This window comes from Allobacillus saliphilus, from assembly GCF_018138385.1.
In the GTDB taxonomy this organism is placed as follows: Bacteria; Bacillota; Bacilli; order Bacillales; family Alkalibacillaceae; genus Allobacillus; species Allobacillus saliphilus.
Map to the genome: position 1 here is coordinate 1 of NZ_JAGSIE010000008.1, position 19276 is coordinate 19276.

The 19276-nt window shown below is 39.6% G+C and carries 19 protein-coding genes; 3 read left to right on the forward strand and 16 right to left on the reverse strand.

The annotated features are described in order from the left end of the window. Positions 1–406: 406 nt before the first annotated feature. The 7 genes from KC820_RS03050 to KC820_RS03080 all read right to left on the reverse strand — a co-directional run bounded on the left by KC820_RS03050 (position 407) and on the right by KC820_RS03080 (position 7213). Positions 407–2410, reverse strand: coding sequence for a LuxR C-terminal-related transcriptional regulator (locus KC820_RS03050; protein WP_212367958.1), 2004 nt, complete (start codon positions 2408–2410; stop codon positions 407–409). A gap of 117 nt (positions 2411–2527) precedes the next feature. Beyond that, positions 2528–2794 carry a glutaredoxin family protein gene (locus KC820_RS03055; protein WP_212367961.1) on the reverse strand — a complete coding sequence of 89 codons (267 nt, stop codon included), beginning with the start codon at positions 2792–2794 and terminating at the stop codon, positions 2528–2530. After that, on the reverse strand, positions 2795–3184 hold the full coding sequence (locus tag KC820_RS03060) for a DUF302 domain-containing protein (protein ID WP_212367964.1): 390 nt from the start codon (positions 3182–3184) through the stop codon (positions 2795–2797). A gap of 36 nt (positions 3185–3220) precedes the next feature. After that, the gene (locus KC820_RS03065; protein ID WP_212367966.1) at positions 3221–3577 is read right to left on the reverse strand and encodes a rhodanese-like domain-containing protein; all 357 of its coding nucleotides are present in this window, start codon (positions 3575–3577) and stop codon (positions 3221–3223) included. Positions 3578–3675: 98 nt separating this feature from the next. Continuing rightward, positions 3676–4200 carry a DUF305 domain-containing protein gene (locus tag KC820_RS03070; RefSeq protein ID WP_212367968.1) on the reverse strand — a complete coding sequence of 175 codons (525 nt, stop codon included), beginning with the start codon at positions 4198–4200 and terminating at the stop codon, positions 3676–3678. A gap of 486 nt (positions 4201–4686) precedes the next feature. Then, the gene (locus tag KC820_RS03075; protein ID WP_212367970.1) at positions 4687–6852 is read right to left on the reverse strand and encodes a heavy metal translocating P-type ATPase; all 2166 of its coding nucleotides are present in this window, start codon (positions 6850–6852) and stop codon (positions 4687–4689) included. Next, positions 6845–7213 carry an ArsR/SmtB family transcription factor gene (locus tag KC820_RS03080; RefSeq protein WP_212367972.1) on the reverse strand — a complete coding sequence of 123 codons (369 nt, stop codon included), beginning with the start codon at positions 7211–7213 and terminating at the stop codon, positions 6845–6847. Before KC820_RS03080 ends, KC820_RS03075 begins: the two co-directional genes overlap by 8 nt. A 113-nt stretch (positions 7214–7326) precedes the next feature. On the opposite strand from KC820_RS03080, the gene KC820_RS03085 reads away from it, so the two are divergent. Further along, positions 7327–7500: a hypothetical protein gene (locus tag KC820_RS03085; RefSeq protein ID WP_212367974.1), complete on the forward strand. Its 174-nt coding sequence runs from the start codon at positions 7327–7329 to the stop codon at positions 7498–7500. A 131-nt stretch (positions 7501–7631) separates the two neighbouring features. On the opposite strand, the gene copZ is transcribed toward KC820_RS03085, so the two are convergent. The 3 genes from copZ to KC820_RS03100 are packed head-to-tail and all read right to left on the reverse strand — an operon-like array spanning position 7632 to position 10568. Further along, the gene (gene copZ, locus KC820_RS03090; RefSeq protein WP_212367976.1) at positions 7632–7835 is read right to left on the reverse strand and encodes a copper chaperone CopZ; all 204 of its coding nucleotides are present in this window, start codon (positions 7833–7835) and stop codon (positions 7632–7634) included. A 32-nt stretch (positions 7836–7867) separates the two neighbouring features. Next, entirely contained in the window at positions 7868–10252 is a 2385-nt protein-coding gene (locus KC820_RS03095; protein ID WP_212367980.1) for a heavy metal translocating P-type ATPase, read from the reverse strand. A gap of 13 nt (positions 10253–10265) precedes the next feature. Then, a complete protein-coding gene (locus KC820_RS03100) occupies positions 10266–10568 on the reverse strand; it encodes a metal-sensing transcriptional repressor (protein WP_144089262.1) in 303 nt (100 codons plus the stop codon). Between the two features lie 213 nt (positions 10569–10781). On the opposite strand from KC820_RS03100, the gene KC820_RS03105 reads away from it, so the two are divergent. Both KC820_RS03105 and KC820_RS03110 read left to right on the forward strand, forming a co-directional pair. Next, entirely contained in the window at positions 10782–12155 is a 1374-nt protein-coding gene (locus KC820_RS03105; protein WP_212367983.1) for a DHA2 family efflux MFS transporter permease subunit, read from the forward strand. A gap of 129 nt (positions 12156–12284) precedes the next feature. Beyond that, positions 12285–13736 (forward strand): carbon starvation CstA family protein, encoded by a 1452-nt coding sequence (locus tag KC820_RS03110; RefSeq protein WP_212367986.1) that lies wholly within the window; start codon positions 12285–12287, stop codon positions 13734–13736. A gap of 297 nt (positions 13737–14033) precedes the next feature. On the opposite strand, the gene KC820_RS03115 is transcribed toward KC820_RS03110, so the two are convergent. The 6 genes from KC820_RS03115 to KC820_RS03140 all read right to left on the reverse strand — a co-directional run bounded on the left by KC820_RS03115 (position 14034) and on the right by KC820_RS03140 (position 18906). Then, complete coding sequence (locus KC820_RS03115) at positions 14034–15038, reverse strand: LLM class flavin-dependent oxidoreductase (protein WP_212367988.1); 1005 nt, start codon at positions 15036–15038, stop codon at positions 14034–14036. A 15-nt stretch (positions 15039–15053) separates the two neighbouring features. Next, on the reverse strand, positions 15054–16106 hold the full coding sequence (locus KC820_RS03120; RefSeq protein ID WP_212367990.1) for a lipoate--protein ligase: 1053 nt from the start codon (positions 16104–16106) through the stop codon (positions 15054–15056). Between the two features lie 20 nt (positions 16107–16126). Then, positions 16127–17011 (reverse strand): SIR2 family NAD-dependent protein deacylase, encoded by an 885-nt coding sequence (locus tag KC820_RS03125; RefSeq protein WP_212367993.1) that lies wholly within the window; start codon positions 17009–17011, stop codon positions 16127–16129. 9 nt (positions 17012–17020) lie between these two features. Next, a complete protein-coding gene (locus KC820_RS03130) occupies positions 17021–17812 on the reverse strand; it encodes a protein-ADP-ribose hydrolase (protein ID WP_212367995.1) in 792 nt (263 codons plus the stop codon). Positions 17813–17818: 6 nt separating this feature from the next. After that, a complete protein-coding gene (locus tag KC820_RS03135) occupies positions 17819–18151 on the reverse strand; it encodes a glycine cleavage system H family protein (protein ID WP_144089250.1) in 333 nt (110 codons plus the stop codon). Positions 18152–18477: 326 nt separating this feature from the next. Further along, positions 18478–18906, reverse strand: coding sequence for a hypothetical protein (locus KC820_RS03140; RefSeq protein WP_144089249.1), 429 nt, complete (start codon positions 18904–18906; stop codon positions 18478–18480). Positions 18907–19276 lie beyond the last annotated feature (370 nt).

Genomic DNA, 19276 nt, shown 5'->3' on the forward strand with positions numbered 1-19276 from the left:
GCTCTCCCTAACTTTCGTTAGGTGTCTTCGCTACTATGGCTTCGGCTGACTTCTCATCACCCAGACTTATATCGCTATAAGCTTTTGAGACAGATGATGAGACCTCCCCGGTTAAGGTGTGAATTCTTTCACTCCATCTATCTGCCATATTTACATCGTATGAAAATAGTAGCTATTGGACTTCGACTTCTTTGGCAGTCTTATCCTCACACGCTGCCTCTTATATGGTTTCTGTTCGTCAGACCAGAGGTTTGCCTAAGCCTTCCTTCAGATTCCACGTCACCGTGGACACCCTTGCCCTTGACTATGTGCTTACCGCTACCAGGTCGCACTCGGGACTTTCACCCGTTAGAATTCACCCATGCCGGGCAAACCAAAAGAGGGTAAGCCACCCCCTGTGCTTACCCTATATAAACTTAATGAGCTTTCGGATCAACTGAGTTCGATTAGCGGTTTCCGTTTTTCTAAGAATCCTCGTCACATGCTTTTTTACAGTTACTTCGGCGATATATAATTTCTGTGCGATTTCTTGGTTACTATAATCTTCCAAAATTAATTGAACAATCTCTAATTCTCGGTTCGTCAATTGATAAATTTCACGAAGATAATTCACCCGATTACTTTGATTCGTATCTTGCATAAACTGCTCTAAATATTCTTGTAGTTTTTTGCCGGTAAGATCAAGTATATATGAAACGGCAGGATATTCATCTCCAAAGTCTTTATGCTCACTGTTCGGAACAATTTCGAAACCTAAGTTTTTTAGCATTTTTTGAAAAAAGCTTAAAGGTGTTGAGACAACGATCTTTCCTCCTGTTAAGAGCAAAGGAAATAAGCTGTAAATCAAATAATTCCGTGCAATTTTGTCAGAAGGATCTTTATAATCAAGCATTCGAATATAATATCCCGCCTGCTTGTTAGGTGGTTGATTATAGTAGTTGTACTCTTCTCTCGATAACCGTTTAAAATACATTCTTGAAACGGGTTCTTTCGAAAGCGCTTGTATAGTACCTTGATGAATTGGGATAATTACTGACATGCCAATAATGATACCTTGTTGATTCCTTAATAATTGAGTCGATTCAAAGCCCATCCTCTTAATGTATTCGATATCAACTTTATCTAACTCTCGCTTATTATGTTCAGCGGAGGCATAGAACCGATACCTTTTATCCGTAAATCGATTTAAATATTCTGTTTCACTAGCTCCTACTTGCTTCTTTTTTTCCGTGAAGAACAGCTCTAAATCTTCTAAATTATGTTCGTTTAATGGCTCGATATACATATTTCTTGAAAGGTTTTCTTCGCCTTCAAAGAAAACAGATTGAATAAAATCATCCCCACTGTGATAAAAGAAAGAGATAATATCTTTCAATTTTCGTGTGGAAATCAATTTTTTATAATAATAACTCGCAATTTTTCGATTTAACCGAAGATACTTTTCTTGATCACGATCTTTCAGCTCACTTAATATCGCGTTTCTCACTAAATCATGAAAATACCACCCATCTTTGTGCCAACGGATGAAGGATAAGTTCGTCAATGATTGAAACAGTTTATAATCAAGCTGCTTTCCAATTACGAATTCTATCTTTTCTTGGTTAAACCGTGTCATGATTGCCGCTGCTTCAATAATCGGAAATAATTCTGGTTGTCGAATCTCTCTTAACCATCTGGCAGTCAACTGTTTAACGATTTGATGAAGACCCTCCGTATTCATTATATCCATTGAAGCACGTGGCTGACGCTGAAATGTTAGTGTGCTTAGTGTCAATGTTAGCGGATGACCGTTAGACAGGTTCCAAATATCCTGGATTGTGGATGGATGGTTAATACCATGGTTTTGTAGAAATTGTTTTGTTTCGGAATGAGTGAAAGCGGGAAGTTCCTCTTGAACAATTTGCTCGCGCCAATGCCAATGTTCTAACCATTCATTTGTTAAAGGCCGCCTTCCAGCTGTTAATAAGAGCATGTTCTTGTTCAAATGTTTAAGAATAACATTTTGAAACCATCTAGTGTGGGAATCCAAATCCTCGAAAGTGTCGATTACTAATACGATTTTATAATCCTTCGTAAGCTGATTGAGGTAAGCAATTAATTCATGTAAGTGGGTAAGCAGAGGTGGGTTAAGTTGAGTCTGTTGTGTTATCATCACACAAAAATGTTCGCATAAAGACTCGGTAGATTGAAGAAAATCTTTACTATCGAATCTTAAATATAATACCTTTTCTTGAATCGAAATTTGTTCAAAAACATCCAAAAGATAGCTTTTCCCGACTCCTCCTGGACCAGAAAAATGCAACCATCTTTTTGATATTTCTTTTTGTTCAACCCATTTTTTGAATAGATCAATTTTTTGCTGTCTCCCAATCACTCCTTCAATGAATTTATGTTTATTTGATTCACTCATCTGTTTAACATTGATCACCTCCTACTCAACTACTTATTCAGAATATTACAAATTATTCTTTCGTTTGTCAAAACTAATATGAAAAAACCGGTAATTCCTATTGAGAATCACCGGTTGTTATTCAGATACTGGGTTATCCGTGGATTGCAAGCCTAATAATTCCAACGTTCGGATCGGATCGAAACCAGATACCCATTCGCCACCGACATTCAGTTGGGGAACAGTCAATCGACGTGTCTGTTTCACTAATTTCATCCGAGTAATCGGACGCAAATCAACATAAATTTCTTCGTATTCAACGGATAAGCCGGTCAGCAAATCTCTGACCATTACACAAACTGGGCATGTCGTTGTGGAGTAGAGCGTAATTTGTTGATCCTTCATTTATTTACTTTGCTCAATAGCTTCGATTAGTTTGTTTTCAATATCTTTTGCTGTTTCATAAATGGTTTCATCGCCAACCATTTTCATTAATTCTGTTGGTTTTGGCATTCCGATTTTCGTCTTTCCGTCTTTGTCGTCTTGATAAACGACCATTTTACACGGAAGCATGTAGCCAACCATTTGATTCGTTGTTAGTACTTCTTTTGCCGCCTTTGGATTACAAACTTCCAAAACTAAAAAAGGATATTCATAATCAAGGTCTTTACTTTCTAATGTTCCTTTTACATCAAACTTCCATAAAACACCAAACTGTTTTTCTTTCAAACTTTCTTCTAATTTTTTTGCCGCTTCTTCAACTGACTTTGTCGTCTCTACTGTATAATGAAACATTTAGATCAACTCCTTTTAATTACTTAGAGATAATAATTACCATCTATTCATCCCGCCTTGAACGTTGTAGACGTGAGAGAAACCATTTTCCTTCAATAGCTTTGCCGCTTTTGTACTCCTCATACCACTTTGGCAAATGACGACAACTTCTTTTTCTTTATCTAATGAAGATAAATCTTTTTTCAAATTGAAAAGCGGATAATTTTTAAACGGTTTTGCATGATTTGACTGATATTCTCCTGGCGTTCTAACATCGATGAATTGGACCTTTTTATCTTTCATTTTTTTCTTTGCTTCGTTTACATCAATATTTGAAATCCCTTTGACTGGCATGAATCGGTTAATCAAAAATGCGATTACAATCGCAATTATAATCCATTCAACAATTCCCATCTCGTTTCCCCCTAATAATTAAGTCCAAACTCTTTATTATTCGTTTCCATTATATACCCCCACCGGTAAAATAACAATTATTACGTTTCACCTTATTTTTAGGAATTATTATTCGTTTCATCCTCATCTTCATCTTTATCTGATGAATCATCTTGATTGTTTTCTCCTTCCTTACCATGCTTTTCAATATCTTTGATCAACGATTCCATCAAAGCAATTTCTTCTTTTTGTGTTTGAGAAATTTCAGCTGCTAGCTTTTTCACACGTGGGTCTTCAATTTCTGCCCGCTCACTCGTCAAAATAGCAATGGAATGGTGGGGAATCATTGCCTCCATATAATCGGTATCATCAACAATCATCTGACTACGAACGAGCCATAACGAAACACCAAATACAAGAATCCCCACACCGATAATAGCAAAGTTTACTAATTTATTTTTGTACATCTTCCACATAAAAAGCATCATAATGATCGTCATACTCGATCCCATGATTAACGCCATGTAGACACGCATTTCACTGAAAAATATATGAGTGATTTGGAACACGTTTAAATACATCAACCAATACATGACAAACGTTGAAGTTGCAATCATCAAACCGAACCTTACATATGGATTCATTCTACCCCTCCTAGCTGTTTATAAATTCGATTTCCCCATATGACAAAAAAATAAACCTATAGGGGGTATTTTTTAAGGATAAAAAATAAGCACAGAGTCGCCTTTTTTGACGGACTCTATGCTATATAGGACTTTCCGGTAGTTTTTCTCTGCCGTCCGGTTAAATAGAGAACTCCTATTCGACCGTTCAACGGTTTCTCTCAGACGCTCAGGGGAATAGAGGCCTTCTATTCGACCTTTCGGCAGCTTTTCTCAGACGCTCGGGGGAATAGAGGCCTTCTATTCGACCTTTCGGCAGCTTTTCTCAGTCGCTCGGGGGAATAGAACGCTTCTATTCGACCTTTCGGCAGTTTTTCTCAGTCGCTCGGGGGAATAGAACGCTTCTATTCGACCGTTCAACGGTTTCTCTCAGCCGCTCGGGGGAATAGAACGCTTCTATTCGACCTTTTGGTTGTTTTTTCAACTGTTTGGGCGTATAGAGGATTTCTATTCTTTTTCTTTCACGCGCATCAAGCGCATACTGTTCAATGCAACCAGTACAGTGGCACCCATGTCAGATAGAATAGCAATCCATAAGGTTAACCATCCTGGAATGACGAGGAGCAGGGCTGCAACTTTGATGGCGATCGCAAAGGTAATGTTTCCTTTAATGGTGTTCAATGTTTTGCGACTTAGTCGAACGAGGAATGGAAGTTTTTCTAAGTCATCTCCCATTAATGCAACATCCGCTGTTTCAAGTGCAGTATCTGTTCCTGCGCCCCCCATAGCAATCCCAACTGTTGATGCTGCTAATGCAGGAGCATCGTTGACACCGTCTCCAATCATAGCCACTTGCTTATGGCTATCTCTTAAGCTTCGAATAACTTCTAACTTATCTTGAGGTAATAGTTCTGAGCGAACATCCGTAACGCCAACTTGTTTACCAATCGCTTGAGCTGTATTGGCATTATCACCTGTTAACATGACGGTTTTTTCAATTCCTGCACGGTGCAGTTTTTCGATGACGCTTTGGCTCGCTTCTCGAACTTCATCGGCTACAGCCAAGATTAGTTCAACGTTTTCTTTTGTTCCGGCAATCAAAACGGTTTTCCCTTCATTTTGAAGTGCTTGAACTTTTTCTTTTACCGTAGGATCTAATTTATTCATCGTTAACTCATTGAATAGGTTTGGACTGCCGACATAGTACGTACTTCCGTCGATGTCACCTTGAATTCCTTTTCCAGTTATAGATGTAAAGTCGCTCACCTCAACTGATTGATAATCAATCAACTTTTCATCTGCTGTTTTTAAAATCGCAGAAGCTAACGGGTGTTGTGAGCGATTTTCAAGAGCAGAAACTTTTTGGAGTACTTCATTTTCATCCGCTTCTTGATCAACCAGCTCAATGTTTGTAACGACTGGAACACCTTTCGTTAATGTTCCAGTTTTATCAAACGCCATCGCTTTCAAACCACCGATTTCTTCTAAATAGATGCCACCTTTAACCAAAACACCTTTTTTCGCGGCATTTCCAATCGCAGAAACGATAGAAATCGGTGTCGAAATGACGAGCGCACAAGGACAGCCGACAACGAGTACAGCCAAACCTTGATAGACCCATGTTTCCCAGCTTGCTTCAAAAAATAATGGCGGCAAGATGGCAACCAATGCTGCGATTACCATAATAATCGGTGTATAATACTTCGCGAAACGATCGACAAACGCCTGAGATGGCGCCCGTTCTGCTTGTGCTTCTTCAACGAGATGAATGATTTTCGCCAATGTCGTATCATCGACCAGCTTGGTAACTTTAACTTCTAAGTGTCCTTCTTCATTTAACGTACCTGCGAAAACTTCATCTGCTTCTGTTTTTTCTACAGGAACAGATTCACCAGTAATAGCTGCTTGGTTAATCGATGACGAACCAGAAAGAATGACACCATCCATCGCAATCTTTTGGCCTGGTTTAACGATCATCGTATCTCCGACAACAATCTCATCAACATGAACAGTCGTTTCCTGACCGAACCGTTTAACAATTGCCTTATTCGGCGCAATGTCCATTAATGATTGAATCGATTTTCTTGCCTGATCCATTGAGAAGCGTTCCAGTTCTTCACTGATTGCAAAGAGAATAACGACGACGGACACTTCTGCCCATTCACCTATGATGACACCACCAATAACGGCAATTGTCATTAGCGTACGCATATCAAATTCAAAGCGAACTAAGTTTTGCAAACCGGTTTTTAGCAAGGAGACGCCACCGACTAACATGGAAGCGATAAAGAGTAACGCCGTAACGACGTTATCGCTGCCGTTGACAAACATCGATAAAAACCCAAAAGCCATAAACAATGCAGAGAAAAGAACAGTGCTATATTTCTTATAAAACGGCACTTTCTCCTCTTTTGTTTCTTCATCTGTTGATGACTGCTTAGGCGGTTTATCTGGAGAAACTTTTAGATTTTCAAATGAACCCGCTTTTTCTAATTCTTCAATGGTCGCTTCTCCATATACGTAGATCTTTGAAGCCCCGAAGTTTACTTTTGCATCTTCCACATTCGGTAATTTTTTGACGTTGTTTTCAAATTTCCCTGCGCAGTTCGCACACGAAAATCCTTGAACGCGGTAAGTGGATTTATCTTCATGTTCCTTTAATTGCTCAGCCACTGACCATCACTTCTTTCTGATGCTCTATTGCTACTAGCATGATTTGTTTGATATGATCATCGTCCAACGAATAAAATGCTAGTTTGTGTTCTTTACGATAGCGAACAACACCTTGCTTATAGAGTGTTCGTAAATGATGCGATGTAGTCGCAACAGTTGCACCGATAATATTAGCCAAGTCACAAACGCATAGCTCTTCCTCTTGGCAAAGTGCATATACGATTTTAGCTCGTTTTTCATCAGCGATTGCTTTCAACAACATCGCTGTGCCTTTAATATCAACTTCTTCTAGATCTTGTTGAACTTGTTCAACTTTTTCTTGGTTATAACAAAAAACTTCGCATGTATCTTTTTGAGTCATTAGAAAACCCTCCCTCTATTCGACTAGTTGCTTGAATATTGTATGTTTTATTTCATTCAAATTTTCGTTTGATTATAGTATAAATCTTTCCTTTTTATTATTCAAGTATTTGTTTGAATAGGGGATGGTCTAATTCGTTTTCGACGGCTGCGTCCGGTTTTTTGACGGCTTCAATCAGTTTATCAGCGGCTTCTTTCGATTTATCGGCGGCTACGCTCGGTTTATCGGCGGCTTCGAACAGTTTTTCAACGGCTGCGCTCGATTTATCGGCGGCTTCACACGGTTGATCAACAAAACGATTTTACTCATATGACGTGTGTAACTCTCGCGGAAGTTCTTTCATTTGTGTCACTTGGAGCCAAAATCCTCACCATAAAAAAAGCTGGCTTTCATTAATTGAAAACCAGCTCTTTATATCTTATTCAACATCATATCCTTGATCTTCGATGGCTTCTTTCATCGCTGCGTCATCTATTTTTGTTTCATCATACGTTACAGCGACATTCCCAGCATCAAGGTTCACTTCTGCTTTCTGAACGCCATCCAATTCTGTTAAGGCATTTTCAACGGACATTTTGCAGTGACCGCATGTCATGCCTTGAACGTTTATGGTTTGTTCCATTTTGTGCACCTCCCTTTCAAGTTCATTCATCTTTATAATTTCACTCGTTTCAAACGAAGTGAGTTTGTCACAACACTGACGGAGCTTAAGGCCATAGCAGCTCCAGCGACCCATGGGGCCAGTAAACCAACGGCTGCAATTGGGATGCCGGCAGTGTTATAACCGAATGCCCAGAACAAGTTCTGACGAATATTTCGAATTGATGCGTGACTGATTTTAATTGCTTTCGGTATGAGTAATAACTCGCCACCGAGGATTGTCACGTCGGCCGCTTCAATCGCAACTTCTGTACCTGTCCCTATCGCGATGCCAATGTCGGCGACAACTAATGCTGGTGCGTCGTTCACGCCGTCACCAACCATGCCTACTTTTTTCCCTAGCAATTGAATTTCTTTCACTTTTTCCGCTTTTTCTTCTGGTAATACTTCAGCAATGACTCGATCGATACCTACTTGTTTGGCAATCGCTTGAGCAGTTCGTTCGTTATCACCTGTCAACATGATGACTTCAAGTCCTTGCTCTTGTAGTTCGCGGATCGCTTCAGGTGCTGTATCTTTAATCGTATCTGCGACCGCAATCATGCCACGATATTCTCCGTCGATCGCAATCAACATCGCTGTTTTTCCGTCTGCTTCAAGTTCAACTAAATGATTTTCATATTCAGCTACATTCACATTGTGATCGTGCATTAATTTCCGGTTACCAACGAGTATCTGTTTTCCAGCGATGGTTGCTTGAATTCCGTGACCTGGAATCGCGTTGAATTCGTCAACATCGACAAATTTACTCTCTTGTTCCGTTGCATAAGCGACAATTGCTTCAGCAAGCGGGTGTTCCGAACCTTTTTCAGCGCTAGCTAGCAATTGCAATGTCTCATCATCACCTGTGAAATCTGTCACTTCTGGTTTACCTTTTGTGATGGTACCTGTTTTATCTAACACGATTGCTTCCAATTCGTGTGTTCTTTCTAAGTGTCCGCCGCCTTTAAATAAAATTCCGCTCTCAGCAGCTCGACCTGTTCCAACCATGATCGAAGTGGGTGTCGCTAGCCCTAACGCACACGGACAAGCAATGACTAGCACTGCAATCGATGCAACCAATGCTGGTTCAAATTGTCCTGGTTGCACGAAAGAAATCCATACAATGAATGTAATAATAGAAATAACAACGACAATCGGAACGAAATAACCTGAAATGACATCCGCCAACCGCTGGATCGGTGCTTTTGATCCTTGTGCTTCTTCGACTACTTTGACGATTGATGCCAATGCCGTATCTTTTCCGACGTTTGTTGCTTCCATTTCGACTGAGCCATTTTTATTCATCGTTGAACCGATTAAATTCGTACCCACTTCTTTTTCAATCGGAATTGATTCTCCTGTAATCATGGATTCGTCTACAGACGTTCGGCCTTTCACGACTTTTCCGTCGACGGGAATCTTTTCACCTGGTTTAACGATGAGTCGGTCGCCAACTTCAACTTCTTCTACTGGGATCATCGTTTCTTCTCCGTTTCGGATAACACGCGCCTCTTTCGCCTGCAAATTCAGTAAGGAAGAAAGGGCATTCGTCGTCTGGTTTTTCGCTTTTGCTTCCAAGTACTTACCGAATAAAATTAGCGTAATTAAAATCGCACTTGTTTCAAAGTAAAGATGTGGTTCATATCCTGGGTTTCCTAGCGTTTTAAACGATTCATACAAGCTATAGAAATAAGCAGCACTTGTCCCTAAAGCAACAAGCACATCCATGTTTGCGCCACCATTTCGGAGATTCTTATACGCACCAACGTAAAATTGCCAACCGATAATAAATTGAACCGGTGTCGCTAACGCAAATTGGAACCACGGATTCATGAATATATCCGGAATAGACATATTGAATAAATGAACAAACATCGTCATTAACAACGGTGCTGATAAAATGATTGAAACAATTAATTTCGTTTTTTGTTTCTTCAGTTCTTTTTCTTTATGAGATTGTTTCTCTTCCGCTTCTACTTTCGTTTTCGCATCATAACCGAGCTTCTGAATTCGGTCAATCAAGTTGTGGACATCTACCATACTTGGGTTATATTCCACAGATGCGCTTTCTGTCGTTAAATTAACTGATGCTTCAGATACACCTTCTTGTTTATTTAACACTTTCTCAATTCGATTCGAACACGCAGCACATGTCATCCCAAAAACATCTAAATCAACTTTTTCGGTGAGTACACCGTAACCAATATGCTCAATTTTATTTGTAATGTCGTCTAAAGACGCTTTATCTGGATCATAGTCAATGGAGGCCTTCTCTGTTGTTAAGTTCACTTGAGCTTCGACACCATCCATTTTGTTCAATACTTTTTCAACCCGATTAGAACATGCCGCACATGTCATCCCGGTTATACCGATTGTTTCGTGTTTCACTTCACTCATGTTGTCCCCCCCCTTATTTGGAAAACTGTCGCATGACACTCATTAATTCATCAATGGTGTCTTCTCCTTCACCTTGCTTGATTGCATCACTGACACAGTGCTTGATATGCCGCTCGGTGACCGAGTAGCCAACATTTTTCAAGGCAGATTGAATCGCACTGATCTGAACTAAAATGTCCATGCAATAACGATCCTCTTCCACCATTTTTTGAATGCCACGCACCTGACCTTCTATTCGTTTTAGACGATTCATAACCGCCTGTTTTTCATCTTGTGTTCTAGGCTTAGCGGGTTTGTCATGTAAAAAATCAGTCATTTTACATCACTTCCTTTTCATTTATACTTATACTATACCCCCACATGGTATATCAGTCAACGTAATTGCTCTGTCATTTTTAATCAATTTGTTTTTTAAAAGTTTTCTAATTAGCATGCTCTAAAATAATCTGGACGTAGTGAAGAGTCTATGAAACAATAATTTTAATACATAAAACTTGTCTATTAGCCAGTGAAGGGAGTTTAAACATGAATGACTAAAAGAATCGAACATAAAGCAGTCGTTGTTGTGATCATGGCAACAGCGTTTTTATTTACGTTTAATCAGTTTTTACTCATCACAGGTTATCCAACCATTATGGATGAATTTAATGTGAATGCGACACAAGTTCAGTGGCTTACGACTGCCTTTCTGCTCACGACGATTGTGTTCATTCCAATAACGGGTTACTTATCGAATACATTTTCGGCAAAAAGCCTCGTTGTCTTTTCTCTCTCTTGTTTAACACTTGGCCTGATTATTGGCGCTTATTCCCTTAACTTTGGCATGTTAATTATCTCCAGAGTCGTTCAAGCGGTCGGTGCTGGGATTATCCTTCCATTAGTACAAACCATTTTATTTAAAGTGTTTCCCTATGAACGGAGAGGATTCGCAATGGGCTTATTAGGTGCAGTCGTCAACGTCGCACCTGCTTCGGCTCCTTCCCTATCAGGAATTGTCATCGATTATTATGGATGGCGTTCACTGCACTGGATGCTACTGCCTATTGTTGCAATTGTGCTCGTATTCGCTATCTTCAAAATGAAAAACGTGCTGGATCACCAAGAAGAGAAATTAGACTTTTTCTCAATTGTTCTTTCAGCAATCGGTTTTTCCGTATTTATCTTTGGTATGAGTCGAATTAGCGTAACAGGTTTCGATGATCCGCTCGTGGTTTTTCCGATGTTGATCGGTCTATTGACGATTATTTTATTTATCCGTCGCCAATTCCATTTACGGTTACCGGTTTTGAACATTAGATTAGTAAAAAACTCAACTTTCAGGCTATCGCTTATGCTTATTTTTATCAATATGATGCTACTGTTATCGACTGAAACAATACTACCGATGTTTGCACAAGATGTTCTTGGTGCCAGTGCATTTTTATCAGGATTCGTGTTAGTTCCGGGTACGATTCTTCTATCGATTATTACGATTGTTTCTGGAAATCTATTTGATCGCTATGGCGGAAAAATCATCAGTATCATCGGTTTTTCGTTTACGTTTATCTCTCTCGTTCTATTAAATACAATCGGTATCGATCAATCGCCACTTTTGATAATGATCTACTTCTGCTTTTTCATGATTGGTTTTGGGTTGACTCTCATGCCTTTAGTAACGTTAGGAATGAATGCATTAAATGATAAAGATATCGCTCATGGATCAGCAATCGTCAACACAGTACGGCAATTTGCCATGACGTTTGGGATTGTAGCGCTAACGACCATTATCAGTGTCACCACGGCAACGATGGATGCACCTTATCGAGTTAGCACTTATTGGGGTACAACCTACGCATTTTTAGTAATGGCCCTGCTTGCATTGATCGGTGTCATTCTTTCGGTATTTATCAAAAATAATGAATGAAATAAATTTTTGGTCTAACTATTTTACATTTAGGTAAAAGTGCTAATTGTCTAGTCAGTTATGGATATGATATATTAGTTATTACTTGCAATCGCTTACAATCAACCAGACATACAAGGAGTGACTATTTTGATTACATTTTTACTTGCCATTGCACTATTAATTATCGCTTATTTTACGTATGGAAAGTATGTTGAAAAAGTTTTTGGTGTTGAGGGAGACCGACAACCTCCTGCCTATTCAAACAGTGACGGTGTCGATTACGTTCCGATGAACAAACAGAAGAACGCGTTAATTCAATTATTGAATATAGCCGGTACCGGTCCAATTTTCGGACCAATCATGGGAGCGCTTTACGGTCCTGTTGCCTTTTTATGGATTGTTTTGGGTTCCATTTTTGCTGGGGCTGTACATGATTATTTAACCGGTATGATCTCTATCAGAAATAAGGGAGCGCATATCCCAGATCTCGCCGGAAGATTTCTCGGTAAAATTTCACGTCATTTAGTAAATTTTTTCGCTTTATTATTGCTTCTATTGGTCGGGACAGTGTTCGTTACGACGCCTGCATCGCTTTTGCATAATTTAATTGACGGGCGAGTTGCGTTATTTGTTATTATTCTAGCAATCTTCATTTATTATATTGTATCTACTGTCTTGCCGATTGATAAAATCATCGGGAGAGTTTACCCGTTTCTCGGTGCTGTATTATTAATCGGTACCATTAGTGTTGGTGTCGCATTATTATTCTCGGATTATTCCATTCCAGAAATATCTGTAGCGAATATGCACCCGAATGATCTACCAATTTTCCCAATCCTATTCTTAACGATCACATGCGGAGCGTTATCTGGGTTCCATGCGACACAGTCACCATTGATTTCGCGGACGACGCAAAATGAGAAACAAGGGCGTTATATTTTTTACGGCATGATGATTGCTGAAGGTGTTATCGCCATGATTTGGGCAGCTGCCGCCATGAGTTTATTTGATGGACAAGGACTGCAAGGATTAATTGATGAAGGAACTGCATCTCTAGTGGTTAACGAAGTATCAATGACACTACTCGGAGCAGTCGGCGGAACAATTGCCGTTCTCGGTGCTGTTGTTCTTCCAATTACTTCAGGCGATACGGCATTCCGTGCAGCGCGTAATATTATCGCGGATTATTTAAGTATTAATCAAATTAAAATGGCGAAACGATTAGCGATCGCTGTTCCGATGTTCGTCGTTTCGTATTGGTTAACAACTATCGATTTTAATTTATTATGGCGCTATTTCTCATTCGCCAACCAAGGAACTGCTGCACTCGCCTTGTGGATCGGTACGATGTATCTTTTTGTGAAAAAGAAGAATTTCTTTATCTCGCTAATTCCAGGTGTGTTTATTACTGACATGGTATTGACCTATATTTTATATGACAGTAATCTTGGCTTTGGTTTATCCTATCCAGCTGCGCATACCGGCGGAATGATTATGACTGCTATCATCACAGTAGCCTTCTTCTGGAAAGGATACAAAAACCGAAGAGAAAACTTAGTTGTCGACCAAGTCGCACCATCCTTTGATAAAGCAGCCTAAATAAAAAACTGACTGGAATATAATTTCCAGTCAGTTTTTTTGTGTATTCGTTTATAAGTTGCGGGGAGCCGTTGAATTATCTGTACAAGCCGTCGATTAAGTGCATGAAGCCGTTGAATTATCGGATGAAGACGTCGATTAAGCGCGTGAAGCCATCGAATTATCGTTTCCAGACATCGATAAACTGAGCGGAGCCGTCGAATACTCGTTGCCAGCCGCCGATTCAGCCTTCTCCGCAATTAAAAAAGCAAGAGGAGAATCGAGCTCACCACTCATTCCCTCTTGCTTTATTTATTATCAAAACAACTCAGCCAATAATTTAATCGCTTGCCTACGCACTTCAATTCCCGGCATCAATGGAATCAACAATACTTCATCGGCTTTGAAATCTCGAATCAATTCATCTAACTGCTCTTTTACTCGGGCTTGATCGCCGACGATCATTCGAGTTCGGTTCTCTTCAATCGTGGAAATTTCTTCGTCGGAATAGTTATAGGTTCGAGCGGTTTCCACCGACGGGAATTGTTTGACGTAACTAAAGTTGTCGATTCCGAGTAGCCAAAAATCCAAAGCTTCAGCGTACTCCTCCGCTTTTTCGTTTGTTTCGGCGATGACAACGAAAGGTGCAATCGAAACGCTAGGTTTCTGCATAAACGGTGATGGCTGGAATTCATCTCGGTACGTTTCGGAAGCTTTGACACCGACTGCAAATTTATCGGTTCCTGGAGCTGGAAACAAGCCGAATGTATAACCGATGCCTAACTTAGCAGCCATCTTCGCGCTTTTAATGCTTGTCGATAACACCCACATTTGTGGCACAGTCGGAATGACCGGGTTCGCCGAAATTCCGCTAAAACGGTGATCATCCACCGCATCGTCATTTAAGTACACTTTCAAATCAGTGATGCTTTGTTCATAGTTGAGCTTCCCTTGTTTCTTCTCATTCAACGCTTGATTGACAATTTTCGTTCCGATCGTGTTGCCAATCCCTAAATCGATTCGCCCTGGATGAGCCGCTTCAAGCATGCGAAAATTCTCAGCCACCTTATACGGACTATAATGCGGTAACATTACACCGCCTGAACCAACACGAATCCGTTCAGTCGCATTCGCAATTCGCATCATCATCAGTTCCGGCGAGCTACATGCGAAAGCCGGCACGTTATGATGCTCAGCCATCCAAAATCGTTGAAAACCGAGTGACTCAGCCAACTTTGCGAGCTCGACTGAGTTCTCCAACGCCTGACTGGCATCACTGCCTTCATCAATTTGTGCATAATCTAAAATTCCTAACTGTACCATGTGCTTTCTTCTTTCCTATATTGTTGGCACTTTTTCACTCATTAAAAAGCTGACAAATTCTTCGGTTGAAATGTTTCCGAAGTAATCTTTCAAATCAAACGGCTGTAGAGCTTCCAAAACATCCCCCTTACGTAAACGGACACCCATTAACGCAGCTTCGATTTCTTTCGTATCTTTTTTCCCGAAAAAATCACCGGTAATTTGTACGTCAGCTATTTTACCTTGCTTCACAACCAGACCTACAGTTATGGTTCCAACCGGGAAGCGCTCGGTCATCTTATATTCAAATTGCTGGAAGCGTCCATAATTCCAGTCCCAATTATGATATTTTTCAGCGGTTAACTGATCGATATTCGCCCAATCTTCCTCCGTTAACTCGTAGCGTTTTGCCTCACTGACATCATCAATACCTAATAGCTCACAAAGCATATAATCGGTAAACTCCCAAACATTCATGTTCTGATATTCCGGTGCTAAGTAAGGGCGAATCGAGCCAACACGACTGCGTACTGATTGAATAGCGTGGGATTCGAGCTTTTTCATGTTTGGATTCAACGCAGACACCATCGCTTCATAGTTGGGATCCGTCAATAACGAATAGCCCGCATAAACGCGTCCCTTTTCAACAGTCATCGCCGCACCGGATATTTTTTTGCCATCAAGGACTAAATCATTTCGTCCTTTTTGTTCAAGCAAGTTTTCATCGACACCTAATTTTTTCAAAGCCTCAATCGCAGGTTCATATAATCGTTTATAATTCCCGAAAATATCGTTTGATTGATTCACGTCCATCAGGAAACAAAAGCTCATATTGCGGTCATCGAGATAAATCGCCCCGCCACCTGTCACTCGGCGAACAATTTGAATGCCATGCTCGTCCATATACGGTTGATTGACTTCCTCATACGCATTTTGATACTTACCGATTTGTACGACTGGATGCATCATATAAGTAAACAGAATATCTTCATCCAAAAAAATATGATCCTTCACATAATCTTGAATGGCCATGGATACGCCTGGATCATACACCCATTGACCATTTCGTTTCGGTTCAATTAAATACATCGGTCATCCCCCAATGTGAGTTACTTGTTCGCTGCTTCTTGAAAAATCTCAGCAATATCATTATCCAACTGAATCGTTTGCGGACGAATCGCATGTGGAATAAAATATTGCTTTTGATTCATCGTTACAAACAGCGCTTTTTCATTTTCCTCGGTCATTTTCCAAAAAGGATGCTTGATGAACTGTGGTGTTGTATGACCCACGCCAATTTCCAAATAAAGCACCTTTTTATCTTTGTTTTCTTCTAAAAATTGTTCGTAGCGTTCTTTTTGTTCGTGGAAATGGCCATCTTCGACCATCCCCTTCTCCTCTGTCCGCTTATTCACTTCAAGAGGTGCGCCGCATTCCGGGCAGTACGGTACTAAGTCTGCCGGCACTTTCATGTCGGATTGTTTCTCAGCCATCTCGCGAATCAATGCTTCATTTTGATATGTTTGCTGGTGACAATGTTCGGTACACTGCCACAAACCATACTCACCTTGAATCCGAAAAACCTTGTCCATATCGTACTCTGCTGCGTAAAACGCATTATCCGCATTCGTCGTAATGACATGATAGTTTTTATCCGCCAACATCTGCTTCAAATCAACATAAGCTTGTCCGACAGGCTGGTCAAAATAGTTTAATAGGCAGAATCGACTTTGAAACGACCAGTATTCTTGCCAGTCTTCAAATTCAAAAAGACTCGCCTGCAACATATCGAAGAAGCGATATTTTTCGATAAAATCAGGAAACGCATCGGTGAATCGCTTTCCTACATATGTAAAACCTGTCGCTGCAGACATGCCCGCTCCGATTCCGACTATGACCGCTTCAGCTTCATCAATCAGTTGCGTTAAAAGATCTGCTTGGGATAAAGAAGAATCCTGTGTCGGTGTTTGCCAAATAGAGTTAAGCTTTTGCATAAAAATCTCCTATTCGTTCACTAATAAGTTTTCATAGATTAATTGATCTTCTTCAGAAAACACATTAAAAATTACGTTTAATTTGGATTTATATTTCGACAGATACTCTTTCACCGTTTGAATCGCAATCTCGGCTGCCCGCTTTTTTGGAAAATTGAATTCACCTGTCGCGATACAGGAAAACGCAATCGTACCCAACCCTTGTTCATCAGCCAACTTTAAGCAAGACGAATAACACGACGCCAACAATTGTTCCTTGATTGGTGAAATACCGCGTTGATCGATGAATGGACCAACCGTATGAATGACATATGAAGAAGGTAAATTGTATGCATCCGTTATTTTTGCTTTCCCAGCCGCTTCCATCCGACCTTGCTCGGTCATGATTTCATCGCATGCTAAGCGGAGTTGCACACCGGCTCGCGTATGAATGATGTTATCAATGCAATCATGATTCGCTTGTGTGCACCCTAACAGTCGACTATTCGCCGCATTCACAATCGCGTCCACTGCAAGCGTTGTAATATCGCCCTTCCATAAATAAATCTGGGATTGAACTGGTTGCAAATCATCTAATCTCGTAATTTTACGATCGTGGTTCCATTCGGTTAAAAAAGCATCCTGAGTTTCGATAAATTCATCACTGACTAGTTTGGCTTCACGGACATTGCATAAGCCACGAAACAGCTCGAATTTTTCATCCATCGAGTTAAGTTCGGACTGTGCTAACTCTTGTCCATTTGGTTTTTCTTCTAATAGATATCTAATCAAATAATCTAATCTATCTTCTTGATTCAACATAAGTTCTTAAGCGTCTTCCAATTGGTTAAATTCCGCTTCATCTACATCGGAAAGTTTAATTAACCAATTTTCTTCCGTTTTTGCAGAGTTCAACAGCGCTGGTTCGCTCACCGCTTTATCATTACGCTCGACAATTTTTCCGGTTAACGGGGAATAAGCTTCCAAGACCGTTTTTGAAGCTTCTAAATTTAAAATCGGATCATCTTTCTTTACATTGTCTTCATCGACGAATTCAACGAATCCAACTGTTCCAATATCGTCTTGTAATTCTGGTGTCATACTGACTGTATACACATCATCCTGCTTTTCAATGAATAAGAAATTTGCTCTTTTTTTCATGGTAAAGATCCCCCTCTAAGTTCGTTAATAATTCCAAATTTCAGTATAACATAATCAGAATTAAAATTTATAAAAGCAATTACCACACTATATTTAAGATAGGAAACTGATTTTAATATCATTTACTTTATTGTAACCATGGCGATTTTGAATAACCCCAACTTTTGATACCCGATGAACCTTTAAATGGATTAGATTCAGCCAGTGCTATAAGAGTTCGTTAACTTAATTAGTACGTCGCTATTTCCGTGATTAACTTTCTTCCCAATAAAACAAGATAGAACTATATTGGTAGCTCTATCCTGAGAGTATTTAACTTTGAAATTTTATCTTATATTTTCATCATATTGTCTACAAAATTCTTCAATTCTATTGCTATTTAAAGTAATACAAAATGCATCACCAGAGGATGTTGTGGCACGACTGGTACCAAGAAGACCAGAATCAAGTACGAAAATCATTTTAAGCATATCTTCATAATGAGGGTTGTCATTTATAATGTAAACTTCTAAACCTGGTTCTATCATCGGGTGAAAGGAGAGTACCTCGTCTTTTGAAGGAATAATTTTTAACCTGTCTATAAAACCATCAAGATCTTCTTTCGAAACATCCCACTTAGGTGATGTATTATGAAATAATCCGTTAAACGTAACAGTCAATTCACAACTATTGAGAGAATTGAACTTTTCAACGGATAAGGTTATTTTATTTCCATTTAATTGATAATCAATATCTATTAAATTGAGTTTACACATTATATAACCCAACCTTCTACAAAATTTATTAGTAGGTCCAATAAGACTTTCCAATGTTATTTCATGTAAGAAACAATATTTATATTTTGTTTAGCATCTAAAACTACTGCATTTGTACCTTTCATCACCACAGGAGCACCGGCTGCTGCGTTATGGCACCTTCGACATATAGTTTTGCTCAAACTTCATTAAAGGAAGGTTCATTAATTCTTAAGATTTTTATGTCATTTTTAAGTTCTTCAGCCGATTCAGGACTAATTTCAACTTTATCAGTTTTTTATTAATATTAAACCCTTGAATAAATTTCATAAATCTTAGCCCTTACAGGGCAAGGGTTTCAAAACACAAAAAAGGAAGTACCTCCCCAAAG